The 17,719-nt window shown below is 70.9% G+C and carries 13 protein-coding genes and 1 pseudogene; 5 read left to right on the plus strand and 9 right to left on the minus strand.

The features are described from left to right. Nucleotides 1-15 precede the first annotated feature (15 nt). Nucleotides 16-2,529: a DUF3516 domain-containing protein gene (locus tag ACFWGJ_RS06335; protein WP_387321411.1), complete on the minus strand. Its 2,514-nt coding sequence runs from the start codon at nucleotides 2,527-2,529 to the stop codon at nucleotides 16-18. Between the two features lie 145 nt (nucleotides 2,530-2,674). Here ACFWGJ_RS06335 and ACFWGJ_RS06340 point away from each other — a divergent pair, with 145 nt between their 5' ends. Then, nucleotides 2,675-3,469, plus strand: coding sequence for a metal-dependent hydrolase (locus ACFWGJ_RS06340; protein ID WP_387321412.1), 795 nt, complete (start codon nucleotides 2,675-2,677; stop codon nucleotides 3,467-3,469). A 101-nt stretch (nucleotides 3,470-3,570) separates the two neighbouring features. Here the strand turns inward: ACFWGJ_RS06340 and ACFWGJ_RS06345 are convergent, their stop codons facing one another. The 4 genes from ACFWGJ_RS06345 to ACFWGJ_RS06360 form a co-directional block, all read right to left on the minus strand. Next, nucleotides 3,571-3,846 carry a type B 50S ribosomal protein L31 gene (locus ACFWGJ_RS06345; RefSeq protein WP_387321413.1) on the minus strand — a complete coding sequence of 92 codons (276 nt, stop codon included), beginning with the start codon at nucleotides 3,844-3,846 and terminating at the stop codon, nucleotides 3,571-3,573. Nucleotides 3,847-3,901: 55 nt separating this feature from the next. Continuing rightward, nucleotides 3,902-4,372: a DUF5709 domain-containing protein gene (locus tag ACFWGJ_RS06350; protein WP_387321414.1), complete on the minus strand. Its 471-nt coding sequence runs from the start codon at nucleotides 4,370-4,372 to the stop codon at nucleotides 3,902-3,904. 338 nt (nucleotides 4,373-4,710) lie between these two features. Beyond that, nucleotides 4,711-6,501, minus strand: a complete 1,791-nt coding sequence (locus tag ACFWGJ_RS06355; RefSeq protein ID WP_387321415.1) for an ABC transporter ATP-binding protein — start codon at nucleotides 6,499-6,501, stop codon at nucleotides 4,711-4,713. Then, complete coding sequence (locus tag ACFWGJ_RS06360) at nucleotides 6,498-8,297, minus strand: ABC transporter transmembrane domain-containing protein (protein ID WP_387321416.1); 1,800 nt, start codon at nucleotides 8,295-8,297, stop codon at nucleotides 6,498-6,500. Before ACFWGJ_RS06360 ends, ACFWGJ_RS06355 begins: the two co-directional genes overlap by 4 nt. A gap of 188 nt (nucleotides 8,298-8,485) precedes the next feature. Between ACFWGJ_RS06360 and ACFWGJ_RS06365 the strand changes: the two genes are divergently transcribed. After that, nucleotides 8,486-9,223 carry a hypothetical protein gene (locus ACFWGJ_RS06365; protein WP_387321417.1) on the plus strand — a complete coding sequence of 246 codons (738 nt, stop codon included), beginning with the start codon at nucleotides 8,486-8,488 and terminating at the stop codon, nucleotides 9,221-9,223. Nucleotides 9,224-9,295: 72 nt separating this feature from the next. Beyond that, nucleotides 9,296-10,981, plus strand: a pseudogene (locus ACFWGJ_RS06370) (peptide-N4-asparagine amidase); the annotation flags it as partial. 7 nt (nucleotides 10,982-10,988) lie between these two features. Here the strand turns inward: ACFWGJ_RS06370 and ACFWGJ_RS06375 are convergent. Both ACFWGJ_RS06375 and ACFWGJ_RS06380 read right to left on the minus strand, forming a co-directional pair. Continuing rightward, the gene (locus ACFWGJ_RS06375) at nucleotides 10,989-12,476 is read right to left on the minus strand and encodes a Gfo/Idh/MocA family protein (protein ID WP_387321418.1); all 1,488 of its coding nucleotides are present in this window, start codon (nucleotides 12,474-12,476) and stop codon (nucleotides 10,989-10,991) included. Between the two features lie 145 nt (nucleotides 12,477-12,621). Continuing rightward, entirely contained in the window at nucleotides 12,622-13,107 is a 486-nt protein-coding gene (locus ACFWGJ_RS06380) for a MarR family winged helix-turn-helix transcriptional regulator (protein WP_387321419.1), read from the minus strand. 95 nt (nucleotides 13,108-13,202) lie between these two features. Here ACFWGJ_RS06380 and ACFWGJ_RS06385 point away from each other — a divergent pair, with 95 nt between their 5' ends. Together ACFWGJ_RS06385 and mltG are read left to right on the plus strand one after the other, a co-directional pair. Continuing rightward, complete coding sequence (locus tag ACFWGJ_RS06385; protein ID WP_387321420.1) at nucleotides 13,203-15,002, plus strand: ABC transporter ATP-binding protein; 1,800 nt, start codon at nucleotides 13,203-13,205, stop codon at nucleotides 15,000-15,002. Between the two features lie 43 nt (nucleotides 15,003-15,045). Further along, complete coding sequence (gene mltG / locus ACFWGJ_RS06390) at nucleotides 15,046-15,891, plus strand: endolytic transglycosylase MltG (protein ID WP_387321421.1); 846 nt, start codon at nucleotides 15,046-15,048, stop codon at nucleotides 15,889-15,891. A gap of 131 nt (nucleotides 15,892-16,022) precedes the next feature. On the opposite strand, the gene ACFWGJ_RS06395 is transcribed toward mltG, so the two are convergent. Continuing rightward, the gene (locus tag ACFWGJ_RS06395; protein WP_387321425.1) at nucleotides 16,023-17,162 is read right to left on the minus strand and encodes an NAD(P)-binding domain-containing protein; all 1,140 of its coding nucleotides are present in this window, start codon (nucleotides 17,160-17,162) and stop codon (nucleotides 16,023-16,025) included. A 129-nt stretch (nucleotides 17,163-17,291) separates the two neighbouring features. Then, nucleotides 17,292-17,719 (minus strand): ATP-binding cassette domain-containing protein (locus ACFWGJ_RS06400; RefSeq protein WP_387321422.1); only part of this gene is annotated, 428 nt, incomplete at its 5' end.

Genomic DNA, 17,719 nt, shown 5'->3' on the forward strand with positions numbered 1-17,719 from the left:
CGCGTTCTCCTGTGCTCACAGCTGGCCGACGGCGGTGACCTTGACGATGGCACGCCCCTCGGCATCGGAGGCCACGAGGTCGATCTCCGCGCTGATGCCCCAGTCGTGGTCGCCGTTCGGGTCGGCGAAGGTCTGCCGGACCCGCCACAGACCGTTCTCCGGCTGCTCGTCGATGAGCAGGAGCTTGGGACCGCGCGCGTCGGGGCCGGTGCCGAGGTCGTCGTACTCGTCCCAGTAGTCGTCCATGGCCTCGCCCCACGCGTCGGCGTCCCAGCCCGCGTCGGAGTCGAGCTCTCCGAGTTCGGCGACGTTGTCGAGGGCGGCGAGTTCGACGCGCCGGAACATGGCGTTGCGGACGAGGACCCGGAAGGCGCGCCCGTTGGCCGTGACCGGCTTCACCTGGTCGGCCTTCTCCTGGGCCTCCTCGGCCGTCATCACCTCGGGGTTGGCGAGCTGCTCCCACTCGTCGAGGAGGCTGGAGTCGACCTGCCGCACCATCTCGCCGAGCCAGGCGATCAGGTCCTCCAGGTCCTCCGACTTCAGGTCGTCCGGGACGGTGTGGTCAAGGGCCTTGTAGGCGCTCGCCAGGTAGCGCAGCACGATGCCCTCGGTGCGGGCGAGTTCGTAGTGGGTCACGAACTCGGTGAAGGTCATGGCCCGTTCGTACATGTCGCGGATGACGGACTTCGGGGAGAGCGGGTGGTCGCCCACCCACGGGTGGCTCTTGCGGTAGGTGTCGTATGCGTGGAAGAGCAGCTCTTCGAGCGGCTTGGGGTACGACACGTCCTGGAGCCGCTCCATGCGCTCCTCGTACTCGATGCCTTCCGCCTTCATCGCTCCCACGGCCTCGCCGCGGGCCTTGTTCTGCTGGGCGGCGAGAATCTGCCGCGGGTCGTCCAGCGTGGACTCCACGACGGACACCATGTCCAGGGCGTACGAAGGCGATTCCGGGTCCAGGAGGTCGAAGGCGGCAAGGGCGAAGGTCGACAGCGGCTGGTTGAGGGCGAAGTTCTGCTGCAGGTCGACGGTGAGGCGCACGATGCGCCCTTCCGCGTCGGGTGTGTCGAGCTTCTCCACGACTCCGCCGTCGAGGAGCGAGCGGTAGATGGCGATCGCCCGCCTGATGTGCCGCAGTTGCTGCTTGCGCGGCTCGTGGTTGTCCTCCAGCAGATGACGCATCGCGGCGAAGGCGTTGCCGGGCCGCGCGATCACGGACAGAAGCATCGTGTGAGTGACCCGGAAACGCGAGGTCAGCGGCTCCGGATCGGACGAGATCAGCTTCTCGAACGTGCCTTCCGTCCAGCCCACAAAGCCTTCCGGGGCCTTCTTGCGCACCACCTTGCGACGCTTCTTCGGGTCGTCGCCGGCCTTGGCAAGGGCCTTCTCGTTCTCCACGACGTGCTCGGGAGCCTGCGCCACGACGAAACCCGCCGTGTCGAAACCGGCCCGGCCGGCCCGGCCCGCGATCTGATGGAACTCCCGCGCGCGCAGGGTCCGCACACGCGTGCCGTCGTACTTCGCCAGAGCGGTGAACAGCACGGTACGGATGGGCACGTTGACGCCGACACCGAGGGTGTCGGTGCCGCAGATGACCTTCAGGAGACCGGCCTGCGCCAGCTTCTCGACCAGGCGGCGGTACTTGGGCAGCATGCCGGCGTGGTGCACACCGATGCCGTGCCGTACGTAGCGCGAGAGGTTGCGGCCGAACTTGGTGGTGAAGCGGAAGTTGCCGATCAGCGTGGCGATCTGGTCCTTCTCCTCGCGCGTGCACATGTTGATGCTCATCAGCGCCTGCGCCCGCTCCACGGCCTGCGCCTGGGTGAAGTGCACGATGTAGACGGGCGCCTGCCGCGTCTCCAGGAGCTCGGTGAGTGTCTCGGTGAGCGGAGTCAGCTTGTACTCGTAGGAGAGAGGGACGGGACGGGTCGCCGAGCGGACCACCGAGGTGGGACGGCCGGTGCGCCGGGTCAGATCCTCCTCGAACATGGAGACGTCGCCGAGCGTCGCCGACATCAGGATGAATTGGGCCTGCGGCAGTTCGAGGATCGGGATCTGCCAGGCCCAGCCGCGGTCGCCCTCGGCGTAGAAGTGGAACTCGTCCATCACGACCTGGCCGACGTCGGCCTGCTTGCCGTCGCGCAGCGCGATCGAGGCAAGGACCTCGGCGGTGCAGCAGATGACCGGGGCGTCCGCGTTCACGGACGCGTCGCCGGTCAGCATGCCGACGTTCTCGGTGCCGAACATCTTGCACAGCTCGAAGAACTTCTCCGAGACGAGCGCCTTGATCGGCGCGGTGTAGAAGGTGACCTCGTCCCGGGCGAGCGCCGCGAAGTGCGCACCCGCGGCGATCATGCTCTTGCCGGACCCGGTGGGGGTCGACACGATCACGTTCGCACCCGAGACCACCTCGATCAGCGCCTCCTCCTGGTGCGGATAGAGCGTGAGACCGCGTTCCCCGGCCCACGACTCGAAGGCTTCGTAGAGGGCGTCGGGATCTGCGGTCTGCGGCAGCTGATCGATAAGGGTCACACACCCATCTTGCCTGTCATCGCACCCGATGAGGGAATCGGATGCGAGGCCGAAGATCACGAACGCTACGCTGTGTCGCCGACCAGGTGTCAGCTCACTGCGACAACTGGCAGTCAGTACAAGAAGAATGGGGCGGGGCACGGCCATGATGGGACCAGCACACTCACTGTCCGGGGCGGCGGCCTGGCTGGGCGTCGGAGCGGCGGCGGCCGCCTCCGGCCACACGATGCCGTGGCCGGTGCTTCTGGCCGGGGCGCTGATCTGCGCGGGCGCCGCCCTCGCCCCGGATCTGGACCACAAGGCCGCCACCATCTCGCGGGCCTTCGGACCGGTCTCACGCGGCCTGTGCGAGATCGTCGACAAGCTCTCGTACGCCGTCTACAGGGGGACGAGGAAGCCCGGCGACCCGCGGCGCTCGGGCGGGCACCGCACACTGACGCACACCTGGCTGTGGGCCGTGCTGATCGGGGCCGGAGCCTCGGTCGCCGCGATCACCGGAGGCCGCTGGGCGGTTCTGGGACTTCTGTTCGTGCACATGGTGCTCGCCATCGAAGGGCTGCTCTGGCGGGCGACGCGTGGTTCAAGCGCCGACGTCCTGGTCTGGCTGCTGGCCGCGACGAGTGCGTGGATCATCGCGGGAGTGCTGGACAAGCCGGGCAACGGAGCCGACTGGCTCTTCACCGCGCCGGGCCAGGAGTACCTGTGGCTCGGACTGCCGATCGTCCTGGGCGCGCTGGTGCACGACATCGGGGACGCGCTGACGGTGTCGGGCTGCCCGATCCTGTGGCCGATCCCGGTCGGCCGCAAGCGCTGGTACCCGATCGGACCGCCCAAGGCGCTGCGGTTCAGGGCGGGCAGCTGGGTGGAGCTGAAGGTGCTGATGCCGGCGTTCATGGTGCTGGGCGGAGTGGGCGGCGCGGCCGCGCTCAACTTCATCTGAGGCCGAGGCGCCCGGGCGACCGCGCGACCGGGAGCAGGGGCGCGGCCGGCGGGCACGGCGCAGCTGTCACCCGCCGCCGGGCAGCACCCCTTCCGGACGGGTCAGGACGCGTCGCCCGACGCCTTGTCCTGGCCTCCGCCGCCGTACCGCTTCTCGAAGCGGGCGACCCGTCCCTCGGTGTCCACGGTCCTGGCCGTGCCCGTGTAGAAGGGGTGGCTCTCCGAGGAGATCTCCACGTCCACGACGGGGTACGTCCGGCCGTCGTCCCACTCGATGGTCTGGTCGCTGGCGGCGGTGGACCGGGTCAGGAACGCGTACCCGGCGGCTCGGTCACGGAAGACGACGGAGTGGTAGTCGGGGTGCTTGTCCTGCTGCATGAGTGCTCCTTGCGTGGGGGAGGGGTGCTCGGACAGGGCAGCGGGCAGGACGCGGTCAGCCGGACAGGGAGTCCTCGTCCACAATGTGCATGGCGGCCTCCTCCGCCGAGGCGGCGGCTCCGTCGATGCCCACGTCGGTGGCGACCAGCCCGCTCTCCCCGTCCTCGTGCGCTCCTTCTCCGGGGGCCACGAGGCGCCCGGAGCGGAGGGTGCCCACTTCGTTGTCCAGGGGTTCGCCGTCCGAGTCGGGGCAGTCTCCGATGCCGTCGCCGTCGGGTGCCGCTATGTCCGGGAGTTCTTCGGCGAGACGTTCGTCGAGGGTTTCGCCGCGATGGCGCTCGGCCGCTGTCACGTCGTTGCGTTCCACCGCCCATGGGCGTTCCGGAGGGGACCAGCCGCGGTCCAGAGGGTCGCTCACACCGTCCGTTTCGAGTGTGTCCTCGGCGTCGAGCAGTCCGGCGTCGTCCTGAACCTCGGATCCGTCGGGCTGGTAGACATCGTCTCCCCAACCGTCGGCACTGTCCACGGGTACCTCCAGGTGGTGCGGGCCGGCCTGCTGTCACCGCGTACGGCGGCGGGTACGCGGACCGCTCGGCCCAGGCCTCGCCCGTACGGAACACGTGGAACCGGGCGGTTCCCGGGCGCTCCCCGAGCCGGTGCCGACCTCCACACTTCCACCCACCTGCGACACCGCGCAACGTCACGGAGCCCGGCCGGGCGCGTCGGCCCGCTCGGACGAGCGTGGGGGAGGGCCGGCCGCCGGGCGCGGCGCCACGACGGACCGGCCCGGTCACCGGCGGGCGTCCCGGGGCGTCCGAGCCCAGCGGCCGGAGCGCCGCCGGGCCGGCCCGCCCACGTCCCCGTTCACCCGTGCCAGGACCGCCACAGCGCCGCGTACGCGCCGTCCGCGGCGACCAGCTGGTCGTGGCTGCCGAGCTCGCTGATGCGGCCGTTCTCGACGACGGCGATGACGTCCGCGTCGTGCGCGGTGTGCAGCCGGTGGGCGATGGCGACCACGGTGCGGCCGTCGAGCACCCGGGCCAGGGAACGCTCCAGGTGCCGGGCCGCCCGCGGGTCGAGGAGCGAGGTGGCCTCGTCCAGGACCAGCGTGTGCGGGTCCGCGAGCACCAGCCGTGCGAGCGCGATCTGCTGGGCCTGGGCGGGCGTGAGCGCGACACCGCCCGAGCCGACCTCTGTGTCGAGTCCGTCGTCCAGCGCCCGCGCCCACCCGGCGGCGTCGACCGCGCCGAGGGCGGCCCACAGCTCGGCGTCGCCCGCGCCCGTGCGGGCGAGGAGCAGGTTGTCGCGCAGGGCGCCCACGAACACGTGGTGCTCCTGGTTGACCAGGGCCACGTGGGAGCGGACCCGTTCCGCGGACATCCGGGACAGTTCGGCGCCGCCCAGGGTGACCTGGCCCGTGCGGGGCGCGTAGATCCCGGCGAGCAGCCTGCCGAGCGTGGACTTGCCCGCGCCGGACGGGCCGACCAGGGCCAGCCGGGTGCCGGGCGCGACTTCCAGGGAGACCTTGCGCAGCACATCGACGCCCGCCCGGTAGCCGAAGTGCACCTCGTCGGCGTGCACGTCACGCCCCTCGGGGGCCAGGGCCCCGTCCCCCGCGTCCGGCTCGATCTCGCGGACGCCCACCAGCCGTGCCAGCGAGACATGGGCCACCTGCAGCTCGTCGTACCAGCGCAGGATCAGGCCCACCGGGTCGACGAGCATCTGCGCGATCAGGGCGCCCGTCGTCAGCTGGCCCACGTCGATCCAGCCCTGGAGGACGAAGTATCCGCCGATCATGAGGACCGAGCCGAGGACCGTGGTGTGGGTGGCGTTGACGACCGGGAAGAGCACCGACCGCAGCCAGAGGGTGTACCGCTCCCAGGCAGTCCACTCCTTGACCCGCTGGTCCGACAGAGCGATGCGGCGCTCGCCCAGGCGGTGGGCCTCGACGGTGCGCCCGGCGTCCACGGTCTCGGCGAGCACGGCGGCCACGGCCGCGTAACCGGCCGCCTCGGAGCGGTAGCCGGACGCGGCGCGCTTGAAGTACCAGCGGCAGCCGATCAGCAGGATCGGGAGGGCGACCAGTACGGCCGGCGCGAGTGGCGGCGCGGTCACGACGAGTCCGCCGAGCAGCAGCGCCACCCACACCACGGCGATGGCGAGCTGCGGCACGGCCTCGCGCATGGCGTTGGCGAGGCGGTCGATGTCCGTGGTGATCCGGGAGAGCAGATCGCCCGTGCCGGCCCGCTCCAGGACGCCGGGCGGCAGTCCCACGGCCCGTACGAGGAAGTCCTCGCGCAGGTCGGCCAGCATCCGCTCGCCGAGCATGGCCCCGCGCAGTTGCACCTGGTGCACGAACACGGCCTGGACGACCAGGGCGAGGGCGAACAGCGCGACGGTGCGCTCCAGGTGCAGTTCGCGCGCGGCGGTCGTGCCTTCGGAGACGTGCTGGACCAGGGAGCCCAGCAGATAGGGGCCCACCATCGAGGAGACGACGGCGACCGTGTTGACGGTGACGAGCACCAGGAAGGTCCGGCGATGCCGCCGGAACAGTTCGGCCACGTAGGCGCGTACGGTCGCGGTGGCGCCGACGGGCAGGGTCTCTGCCGTCGTCGGGGCCGCCGGATCGTAGGCCGGTGGCGCTACGCCGATCATGCCGTCTCCTCGATCTCTTCCAGTTCCCGCAGCTGTGTCAGTTCCTGTTCGGCGGCCTCGTCGTCGGTCTCACGGGTCACCACGGCGCGGTACCGCGCTTCGCTGTGCAGCAGTTCGCGGTGCACACCGACCGCCGCCACCTCGCCCTCGTGGACGAGCACGACCCGGTCCGCGCGGTCCAGGAGCAACGGCGACGAGGTGAGGACCACCGTCGTGCGCCCCTGCCGCAGGGCGCGGATCCCGTCGGCGATCCGCGCCTCGGTGTGCGAGTCGACCGCGGACGTCGGTTCGTCCAGGACCAGTACGCCCGGGGCGGTGACCAGCGACCGGGCCAGGGCGAGACGCTGGCGCTGGCCGCCGGACAGGGACCGGCCGCGTTCGGTGATCCGGGCGTCCATCGGGTCGTCGGCGTCCAGCGAACCCTGGGCCAGCGCGTCCAGGACGTCGCCGCACTGGGCCGCGGACAGCGCCTCCTCGGGACTGACGTCTCCGGAGGAGGGCACGTCGAGCAGTTCGCGCAGTGTGCCGGAGAGCAGGACCGGATCCTTGTCCTGGACGAGGACGGCACTGCGCGCGGAGCGCAGGGGCAGTTCGTCGAGCGGTACGCCTCCGACCAGCGCGGACGGCAGCTCAGAGGACTCCGCCGTATGACCGCCGAGGCGTTCGGCCAGTTCGCCCGCGGCGTCCGGGTCGCCGCACACCACGGCGGTCAGCCGTCCCGCGGGCGCGAGCAGACCGGTCGCGGGGTCGTACAGGTCACCGGTCGGCACGACGGCCTCGCGCGATCCCTCGCCGTCCGTGGCCCGTTCGAGCGACAGCACCCGCGCCGCGCGCCTGGCGGACGGCCGGGAGAAGGAGTACGCCATCGCGATCTCGGTGAAGTGCCGCAGAGGGTAGGTGAGGATCATGACCGCGCTGTAGACGGTGACCATCTCGCCGACGGTGATCCGGCCCTCGCGGGCCAGGTTCACGCCGTGCCAGACGACCACGATCAGCAGCAGACCGGGGAGGAAGACCTGGATCGCGTGGATCAGCGCCCACATGCGGGCGCTGCGCACGGCGGCGTGCCGGACCTCCTGCGAGGCGCGGCGGTAGCGGTCGAGGAACAGTTCCTCGCCGCCGATCCCGCGCAGCACGCGCAGGCCCGCGACGGTGTCCGAAGCCAGCTCGGTGGCGCGTCCCGCCCTCTCGCGCTGGAAGTCGGCGCGGCGGGTGGCCCGGGGCAGCAGCGGCAGCACCGACAGCGCCAGGACGGGCAGGCCCACGGCGACGACGACGCCGAGCGCCGGCTGGTAGACGACGAGGGCGACACAGACGAGCACGACGGTCACCGCGGCCGCGGTGAACCGCGACACGGCTTCCACGAACCAACCGATCTTCTCGACGTCGCCCGTGGAGACCGCCACGATCTCACCGGCCGCGACGCGTCGGGTCAGCGCAGAGCCCAGCAGGGCGGTCCTGCGTGCCAGCAGTTGCTGCACGCGCGCGGCCGCGGTGATCCAGTTGGTGACCGCGGCCCGGTGCAGCATGGTGTCGCCCAGGGCGATACCGAAGCCGCACAGGGCGAGCAGCCCGCCCGCGAGGGCCAGTCGTGCTCCGGAGCGGTCCACGACGGCCTGGACGGCGAAGCCGACGCAGAAGGGCAGTGCGGACACGGACAGGAAGTGCAGCAGCCCCCAGACCAGGGCCTTCAGCTGTCCGCCGAGCTGATTCCGGCCGAGCCACACCAGGAATCGGGGCCCCGAGCGTGCGTCCGGCACACCCGGGTCGGGATACGGAAGGTCTTGAATCTGCATGACGTCCCAAAGGGCTCGTAGTACGGAGGTGCGGAGGCAACAAACCGTGCAAGGTTCGCGTCGCAGCGTGGTCGCAGGCAAACGCTTTTCCGTCGTGGGGCAAAGATTCGGCCCGGACCGCCCGGATATGACCGCCAGGCCGAGGGGGTGGGCCCGATCGGCCGCGTCGTGGTGCGACGATGGACGGTATGCACATAAACGGAGGGATGCGCACGACGGCCCTGGCCGCGGTCCTGGGCGCCCTGGTCCTGCCACTGGCGGCCTGCGGCGGTTCGGACGACGGCGGCGGGAAGAAGAGCAACGGGCAGGCGGGGGACGGTTCCCGGCAGGCGCGCACGGTCGACCTCAAGCGCATCCCCGACGTGGGGGACAAGCTGCAGAAGCAGATCCCCGCGAACTCCCGGCAGGTCGTGGCGGTCTACGGACAGGGCAAGGACTCGGCGAAGTCGACGATCGTCCTCTACACCAAGTCCGGCTCCACCTGGGACAAGACCCGCAGCTGGGAAGGGCACAACGGCAAGAAGGGCTGGACGACCGACCACAACGAGGGCGACAAGCGCAGCCCCGTCGGGGTGTTCACGCTCAGCGACTCGGGCGGTGTCCTCGCCGACCCCGGCGCCGGGCTCCCGTACACGCAGTCCTCGGGTTTCCAGGCCCCGCACTACTGGGCCAAGTCGCACTGGCACGACTTCGACTACGTCATCGCCATCGACTACAACCGCGTCAAGGGCACCTCGCCCAACGACCCGACCCGTCCCCAGGGCCAGTCCAAGGGCGGCAGCATCTGGCTGCACATGGACCACGGCAGCGGTACGTCGGCCTGCGTGAGCCTGTCCAAGTCGGGCATGCAGTACCTGCTGCGCACCCTCGACCCGGACCGGCACCCGCTCGTGGTGATGGGCGACAAGGCGAACCTCAAAGCCTGACGGCCCCTCACCACCGGGCTCCGGTCCCACGGGGCATTGCGGGCCGGGCCGACTCCCCGTAGAACACCGCTCATGAGTAGACGGATCATCATGTCCATGCTCGCCGGAGCGACCCTCGTGGCGAGCACCCTCCTCGGAGCGGGTCCGGCCCAGGCCGCCCGGCCGACGCAAGTCCCGCCGTCGCAGGCCCCGCCGGCGCAATCCCCGACGGCCGCCCGGCTCGCCGACCCGCCCGCCGAGTTCGGTAGCGACTGGCGCGACCCGCTGACCGCCGCCCCGCCGGTCAGCAGGCCCGCCGGGGCGTCCTGCGAAGTGACCGTCGCGGAGGCGCAGTTCCGGGACTTCACGCCGTACAAGGGCACGTACGCGCCCCCGCGCGGCTGCGGCGACCGCTGGAGCAAGATCGTGCTGCGCCTCGACGGCAAGGTCAAGGGGCGGCAGTACGACCGGCTCGGGTATCTGCACGTCGGCGGTGTCGAGGTGTTCCGTACGTCCACTCCGCAGCCCTCGCCCGACGGCATCGAGTGGTCGGTGGAGAAGGACGTCACGCGCTACAGCGACACGTTCCGCGGCGCACGCGACGTCGAGATGCTGATCGGGAACGTCGTCGACGACACCTACACCGGAATCATCGACGTCAAGGTGACTCTGACCTTCTATCCGGCAGACCCGGCACACCCGGCGCACCCCGCCGAGAAGCCTGCCGCGGCCAAGGCCGCCGCGGCCCCCGACCGCGTCCTCACCCTCCAGGACGGCACCCTCACCACGCCCCGCAACAGCGAACGCATCGTCGCCGAGGTGTACGCCACGGGGTCGGGCGGCGGCTGCGAGGAGTACTGGTACCTGACCGTGCCCGACGCCGCTCCGTACTCCTGCAAGGCGGACGCCGGCCCCTACCGCGAGGTGCAGACAGCGGTCGACGGCAAACTGGCGGGCATCGCCGCGCCGTTCCCCACCGTGTGGACCGGCGGCTGGTCCAACCCCTTCCTCTGGTACGTGATCCCGGGCCCGCGCGCCTTCGACATCAAGCCCGTCGAATACGACCTGACCCCGTTCGCGGGGCTGCTCAACGACGGCCGTCCGCACCGGATCGACGTCTCCGTAGTGGGCGTTCCCGAGGGGCAGAGCGGCTGGAGCACCCCGGTGAACGTCCTCGTCTGGCAGGACGCGAAGAGCACGCACGTCACCGGGAAGCTCACCACCCACAAGGCGGGCGACCTCGCGAACTCGTCGACGTACACGCCCGGTTCCGAGCACCGGCTCGACACGGTCGCCGGGCACCGGCTGACCGTGTCCGGGTACGTCGACACCTCGCACGGCCGTGTCGCGACCACGATCGACCGTGAGCTGGCGAGCACCTCCGCGCACCGCTGGACCGACGGCGAGAACACGGACGCGCTCGACGGGACCTGGACCGACGACGAGAAGGTCACCGTGGACGGGCGCGGGCCCGCCGTGACGACCCGTACGGACCGCACGTACACCATGGACGGCACCACGACGCTCGGCGCGGGCGACCGGCTGCGGACCGTGCTCACCCTGGGCGACCGGGCGGCTGTCTTCGAGACCCGCGGTGGCCGGCGCACCGCGTGGTCCCGGCTCGACGACGGCTACACGGGCGACGCGACCTACACGGCGAACGTGCCGCGCGATCAGCGGCACGCCGTCGCCACGACGAGCGAGCGCTACCGGCTGTACGGCTCGGACGGGTGCTACGACCGGCGCCTGACGACCGTGCAGGGCGTGCTCACCAGCAACGCAGAGCTCACCCGTCCTGTCGAAGGTCGTCCTGCGGCTTCGGCGAGTCCATGCCGGGCCGCTCCTTCCTCCACAGACCGCGGGTGAAGTCCGGGATCGCCTGCGGTGCCCCGTTCGCCTTGATGGAGGCGTGGCTCAGCGGCACCGGAGCGGTCCAGGTGGCGGCGTCGTAGACGTCGAAGTCCGGTACCAGCCCGAGCCGGATGGACTGCATCAGCCGGAACAGCATGATGTAGTCCATCCCGCCGTGGCCGCCGGGCGGGTCGGAGTGCTCCTTCCACAGCCAGTGGTCCCACTCCGCGTACGCCGAGAAGTCGCCCCAGGCGTCGTCCGTGTGGTCCGGCTCTATATAGATCCGCTCCGGGTAGTCCTCGAACACACCCTTCGTACCGCCGAGGCTGTTGATCCGCGAGTACGGGTGGGGCGTCGACACATCGTGTTCGAGCCGGATCACCCGCCCCTTGGCGGTCTGTACGAGGCTGATGGTCCGGTCGCTCTCGATGTACGTCTCCTTCCAGCTCGGGTCGCCCGGCGGCATGTGCTCCGCGCGGTACTCGGCGAGGCCCAGCGAGGGGGTGCCGAAGCTGGAGATGTGGGTGACGCGGTCACCGCGGTTGACGTCCATGTAGTTGGCGACCGGACCGAAGCCGTGGTTCGGGTAGAGGTCGCCGCGCAGCCGGGTGTGCCACAGCCGCCGCCAGGGGCCTTCGTAGTAGTCCGGGTCGAACATCAGGCCGCGCAGATCGTGGTTGTAGGCCCCGGCGCCGTGCAGCAGCCGGCCGAACTTCCCCGCGTGCGCCATGCGCAGGACCCGCATCTCGTTGCGGCCGTAGCAACAGTTCTCCAGCTGCATGCAGTGTCTGCGGGTGCGTTCGGAGAGGTCGACCAGCTCCCAGAGCTGGTCGAGCCGCATGGCGACCGGACACTCCACGCCGACGTGCTTGCCGCTGAGCATCGCCGTACGCGCCATCTCGAAATGCAGGTCCCAGGGCGTCGCCACGTACACGAAGTCGAGGTCACCGCGTGCGCAGAGCTCGACGAAGTCGTGCTCGCCCTTCGTGTACGTCGCCGGGGCCGGCTGTCCCGCGGCCACCACCTTGGCCGCGGCTGTCGCGGTCTTGTCCTTGACCGGATCGCACAGCGCGACCACGCGGACGCCGTCGAGGGCCAGGAACAGGTCGATCATGCCGCCGCCGCGGTTGCCGAGCCCGATGATCCCGACCCGGACGGTCCCGCGCCGTTCGAACGGCACGCCGATCATGGTTCTGCCCCGCGCGGGGGGAGCGGCCGGTTCGCCGTCCGCGGCGGTCTCCGCAGGCGCCGCGGCTCCGGCGGCGTGCGCCGCGCCGCCGCCGGCGAACGAACCGAGGCCCAGTCCCAGGCCCAGTCCTGTTCCGGTGACGCCTGCCGTGCGCAGTACCGAGCGCCGGGAGCGGCCTTGAGGATTCTCGTCGGGTTCGGCTCCGGATTCCGGTGTCGCGTGATCGTCGTGCATCGGACCTCCTCGGTGGGGGAGCGCGGGGTCGCCGCGCTGTCACCCTCCTAGGGGGCCGACCGGGGAACAAGGGACGGAAGTGGCCAGGGGTTGGACTTTCCGCAGCAGGCAGTCAGCAGGCAGTCAGCAGGCCATCGGTGGACGGTCAGCAGGCGCGTCCCGCACCCCGGCCGGCATCGACTCCGTCACCGGGGGCAGAAGCGCCGTCGACCAGCGTGTCCAGCAGCCCGCCCAGCACCGCGCGCTGTTCGTCGGTGAGCGGCGCGAGGATGTCCTCCGCGGCCTCCCGGCGTGCGCCGTGCAGTTCCCGCAGCACCCGTCCCCCGTCCTCCGTCAGCTCGATGCGGATGACCCGGCGGTTGGTGGGGTCGGGTACGCGTCGTACCCTGCCGCTCGCCTCCAGTCCGTCGACCAGGGTCGTCACGGCCCGTGGCACCACCTCAAGCCGCTCGGCCAGGTCGGCCATGCGCGGTGGCGAGCCGTAGTGGGCGAGGGTGCGCAGCAGCCGGGACTGGGCCGGGGTGATGCCGAGCCCGCGCGACTGGAGATGGTGCTTCTGGATGCGGTGCACACGGCGGGTCAACCGCAGCAGCTGCTCGGCGAGCAGGCCGTCGGCGTCGGGAGTGTCCATGCCGGGAACAATATCAGGACCTAGTTCATTGTGAGTATAGGTAACAATGAGCTATGCTCCATGAATCCTCTTCCTCTCGCATCCGTAGGAGCCCATTGCCCCGCGACGACATCAACTGGACGCCGCCACCCGTCGAGGCAGGACAGCCCCGGCAGGTGCGCCGCATCCTCGCGCTCTTCCGTCCCTACCGTGGCCGGCTGGCCGTCGTCGGCCTGCTGGTCGGCGCCGCGTCCCTGGTCTCGGTCGCCACCCCCTTCCTGCTCAAGGAGATCCTGGACACCGCGATCCCGCAGGGCCGCACCGGCCTGCTGAGCCTGCTCGCGCTGGGCATGATCCTCAGCGCCGTGCTCGGCGGTGTCTTCGGGGTCCTGCAGACCCTGATCTCCACCACGGTCGGCCAGCGCGTCATGCACGACCTGCGCACGGCCGTCTACGACCGGCTGCAGCGCATGTCGCTCGCCTTCTTCACCAGGACGCGTACCGGCGAGGTCCAGTCGCGCATCGCGAACGACATCGGCGGGATGCAGGCGACGGTCACCTCGACCGCCACCTCCCTGGTCTCCAACCTCACCAGCGTCGTCGCCACGATCGTCGCGATGGTCGCCCTCGACTGGCGGCTGACCGTCGTCTCGCTGCTCCTGCTGCCGGTGTTCGTGTGGATCAGCCGCCGCGTCGGCAACGAACGCAAGAAGATCACCACCCAGCGCCAGAAGCAGATGGCGGTCATGGCCGCCACGGTCACCGAGTCGCTCTCCGTGAGCGGCATCGTGCTCGGCCGCACGATGGGCCGCTCCGACTCCCTCACCCGCTCCTTCGCGGAGGAGTCCGAGAGCCTCGTCGACCTGGAGGTCCGGTCGAACATGGCGGGACGCTGGCGGATGGCCGTCATCGGCATCGTCATGTCCGCCATGCCGGCCGTCATCTACTGGGCCGCGGGAATGGCCCTCCAGCTCGGCGGCCCCGCGGTCTCCATCGGCACCCTGGTGGCGTTCGTCTCGCTCCAGCAGGGTCTGTTCCGCCCGGCTGTCAGCCTGCTGTCCACCGGCGTCCAGATCCAGGCCTCGCTCGCCCTGTTCCAGCGCATCTTCGAATACCTCGATCTGCCCGTCGACATCACGGAGCCCGAGCGGCCGGTCCACCTCGACCAGGTCAAGGGCGAAGTGCGCTTCGAGGGCGTCGAATTCCGGTACGACGACAAGAGCGGCCCGATCCTCGACGGCATCGACGTCACCGTGCCCGCCGGCAGCAGTCTCGCCGTCGTCGGCCAGACCGGCGCCGGCAAATCCACCCTCAGCCACCTCGTCCCGCGGCTGTACGACGTCACGGGCGGCCGTGTCACCCTCGACGGGGTGGACGTGCGCGACCTGGACTTCGACACCCTCGCGCGCGGGATAGGCGTCGTCTCGCAGGAGACGTACCTCTTCCACGCCACGGTCGCCGACAACCTGCGGTTCGCCAAGCCGGACGCCACCGACGACGAACTGCGCGCCGCCGCGAAGGCCGCGCAGATCGACGATCACATCACGTCCCTGCCCGACGGGTACGACACGGTGGTGGGGGAGCGCGGACACCGGTTCTCCGGCGGGGAGAAGCAGCGACTCGCCATCGCCCGGACCATCCTGCGGGACCCGCCGGTCCTGATCCTAGACGAGGCGACCAGCGCCCTGGACACCCGCACCGAGCGAGCTGTCCAGGAGGCCATCGACGCGCTGTCGGCCAACCGGACGACCATCACCATCGCGCACCGGCTGTCCACCATTAGGGGCGCCGACCAGATCGTGGTCCTCGACCGCGGGCGCACCGCGGAACGGGGCACGCACGAGGAGCTGTTGGAACGGGACGGCCGTTACGCCGCACTGGTCCGCAGGGACGCCCAACTGGAGCCAACAAGATGAAGATATGTCGAGTTTAGGACGATATGCGGGTTAACGTGCCCGCATGCAGAACTACACTCCGCCCACTCCGCCACGGAGAACGATCCGACTGACGCGCCGGGGCCGGACCGCCCTCATCGCGACCGGCGCCGTCGTGGCGGTCACCGCCGTGGCGGTGCCGCTGCTGAGCACGGACGACAAGAAGGAACCCCAGGCCCTGGTGATCCCGGAGGGCTGGCGCACCGGCCAGGTCTACGCGGCCATGGACAAGGCCCTCGCCCTGCCCGCGGGCTCCAGCAAGAAGTCCCTGGGGAAGGCGCGCCTCAAGCTGCCGAACGACGCGAGCGGCAACCCCGAGGGCTATCTCTTCCCCGCGACCTATCCCATCGACAAGAAGTCGACCCCCGTCTCCCTGCTCTCGTACATGGTCGACACGGCGAACAAGAAGTTCGGCGGGGGTACGGTCACGGCCGGCGCCGAGCGCAACGCGATGAACGTCTACCAGACCGTCACCGTCGCGAGCATCGTGCAGGCGGAGGCGGCCACCAAGGCGGACATGGGCAGGGTGGCCCGGGTGATCTACAACCGGCTCGACCGGGGCATGCCGCTGCAGATGGACTCCACCATCAATTACGCGCTCAACCGCAGCACCCTGCGGACCAGCGAGAACGACACGCAGCTGGAAAGCCCGTACAACACGTACGCGCGGATGGGGCTGCCGCCGACGCCGATCGCCAATCCCGGTGAGGAGGCCATGCGTGCCGCGGTCGCGCCGACCCAGGGCGACTGGCTGTACTTCGTCACGGTCAAGCCGGGTGACACGCGCTTCACGGCCGACTACGAGGAGCACAAGAGGAACGTCGCCGAGTTCAACCGCCATCACCAGGGCGCCTCGGCGTCGTCGGGCTGAGCCGGGCCGCGACCACGGCGTGGTAGGTGCTCACGGGGCCCGCCGCGCCCCTCCGGGGGCGCGGGAAGTCGTCACGGAGACCGCTCACGTCGTCGCACGGACCTGGCCGACACGCGTACGTGTCCCGCAGGTCAGCCGGCGGCCTCCACCGCGACCGGGTCGCCCGCAACGGCCGGGGTGACCGGGTTGACCGGAGTGTCCGTCAGGAGCCGTCTGATGTCCCGGACCGCCGCCCGCCCGGCACGGTTCGCGCCGATGGTGCTGGCCGACGGACCGTACCCGACCAGATGGATCCGTGGATCGACCGCCGCCCGGGTCCCCTCGATACGGATGCCTCCGCCGGGCTCGCGCAGCCGCAGCGGGGCCAGATGATCGACCGCCGCGCGGAAACCGGTCGCCCACACAATGACGTCCGCGGCCACGCGCCGCCCGTCGTCCCACTCCACGCCGTCCGGAGTGATCCGGTCGAACATCGGCAGCCGGTCCAGGACCCCGTCCGCGATCCCCTGCCGGATCGCGTCGTTGAGCGGCAGCCCGGTCACCGACACGACACTCCTCGGGGGCAGCCCCTGACGGACCCGCTCCTCCACCAGAGCGACCGCCTCCCGGCCCACGTCCTCGCTGAACGGCCCCTCCCGGAAGACCGGCGGTCGCCGCGTCACCCAGGTGGTCCCGGCCGCGTACGGGGCGATCTCCAGCAGATGCTGTGTCCCGGACGCGCCCCCGCCCACCACAACCACGCGCTGTCCGGCGAAGTCCTGCGGGCCGGCGTACTGGGCGGTGTGCAGCTGACGCCCCCGGAAGGTCTCCTGGCCGGGATAGCGCGGCCAGAACGGCCGGTCCCAGGTGCCCGTCGCGTTGATCAGCGCCCGCGTGGACCACGTACCGTCCGACGTCTCGACGAGGAGCCGGCCCGCGTCGCCCTCGCGTACGGCCTTCACGTCGACCGGGCGCCGTACGCGCAGGTCGAAGGCGTGTTCATAGGCGTCGAAGTACTCGGCGACGACCTCGGAGGACGGCCGGTCCGGATCCGCGTCCGTCAGCTCCATACCCGGCAGCGCGTGCATGCCGTGCACCTTGCCGTACGTCAGGGACGGCCACCGGAACTGCCAGGCGCCGCCGGGCCGCGGCGCGTGGTCCAGGACCACGAAGTCCCGCTCCGGCTCGAAGCCGGTGCGCCGCAGGTGGTAGGCGCTGGACAGACCGGCCTGGCCGGCGCCCACGACGACGACGTCGACTTCCCGTACCTGGTCCTGAACCTGGTCCTGCACCAGTTCCCGTGCCTGGTCCTGCACCAGTTCCCGTACCTGGTCCTGCACCTGTTCCCGTGCCTGCGCTCCGGTGTTGTTCACGCTTCTACCAACTGTGCGGGCGGCACGGATCTTCCCGGGCGGGCGGGTTCACGCGGCCGGTTCGGTGCCCGGACGGTCCCGCAGCCCGGCGCACAGCTCCGCGAAGCGCGGGTCGGTGCGGTCGCGCGGCCGGTCCAGCCCGACCGCGGTCTCGTACGCGATGGCGCCCCCGTCCAGCACCAGGACACGGTCGGCGAGCAGCACGGCCTCCTCCACGTCGGACGTGGCCAGGAGTACGGCGCAGCCGTGGCGCCGCCACAGTTCGCCGAGGAGCCGCTGTGCCGCGGCCCGGCCCGGCGCGTCCAGGGCGCCGAACGGCTCGTCGAGCAGCAGGAGATCGGGCTCGCGCGCCAGCGCGCGCTGCAACGGCACCCGTTGGACCTCGTCGCCGGAGAGCGCTCCGGGTCGGGAACCGGCAGGGCTGAGGAGGCCGACCTCGGTCGGCCGCTGTTCGGCGGCGGCACGGCGGAATCCGC

It is taken from the genome of Streptomyces sp. NPDC060205 (assembly GCF_042728395.1).
In the GTDB taxonomy this organism is placed as follows: domain Bacteria; phylum Actinomycetota; class Actinomycetes; order Streptomycetales; family Streptomycetaceae; genus Streptomyces.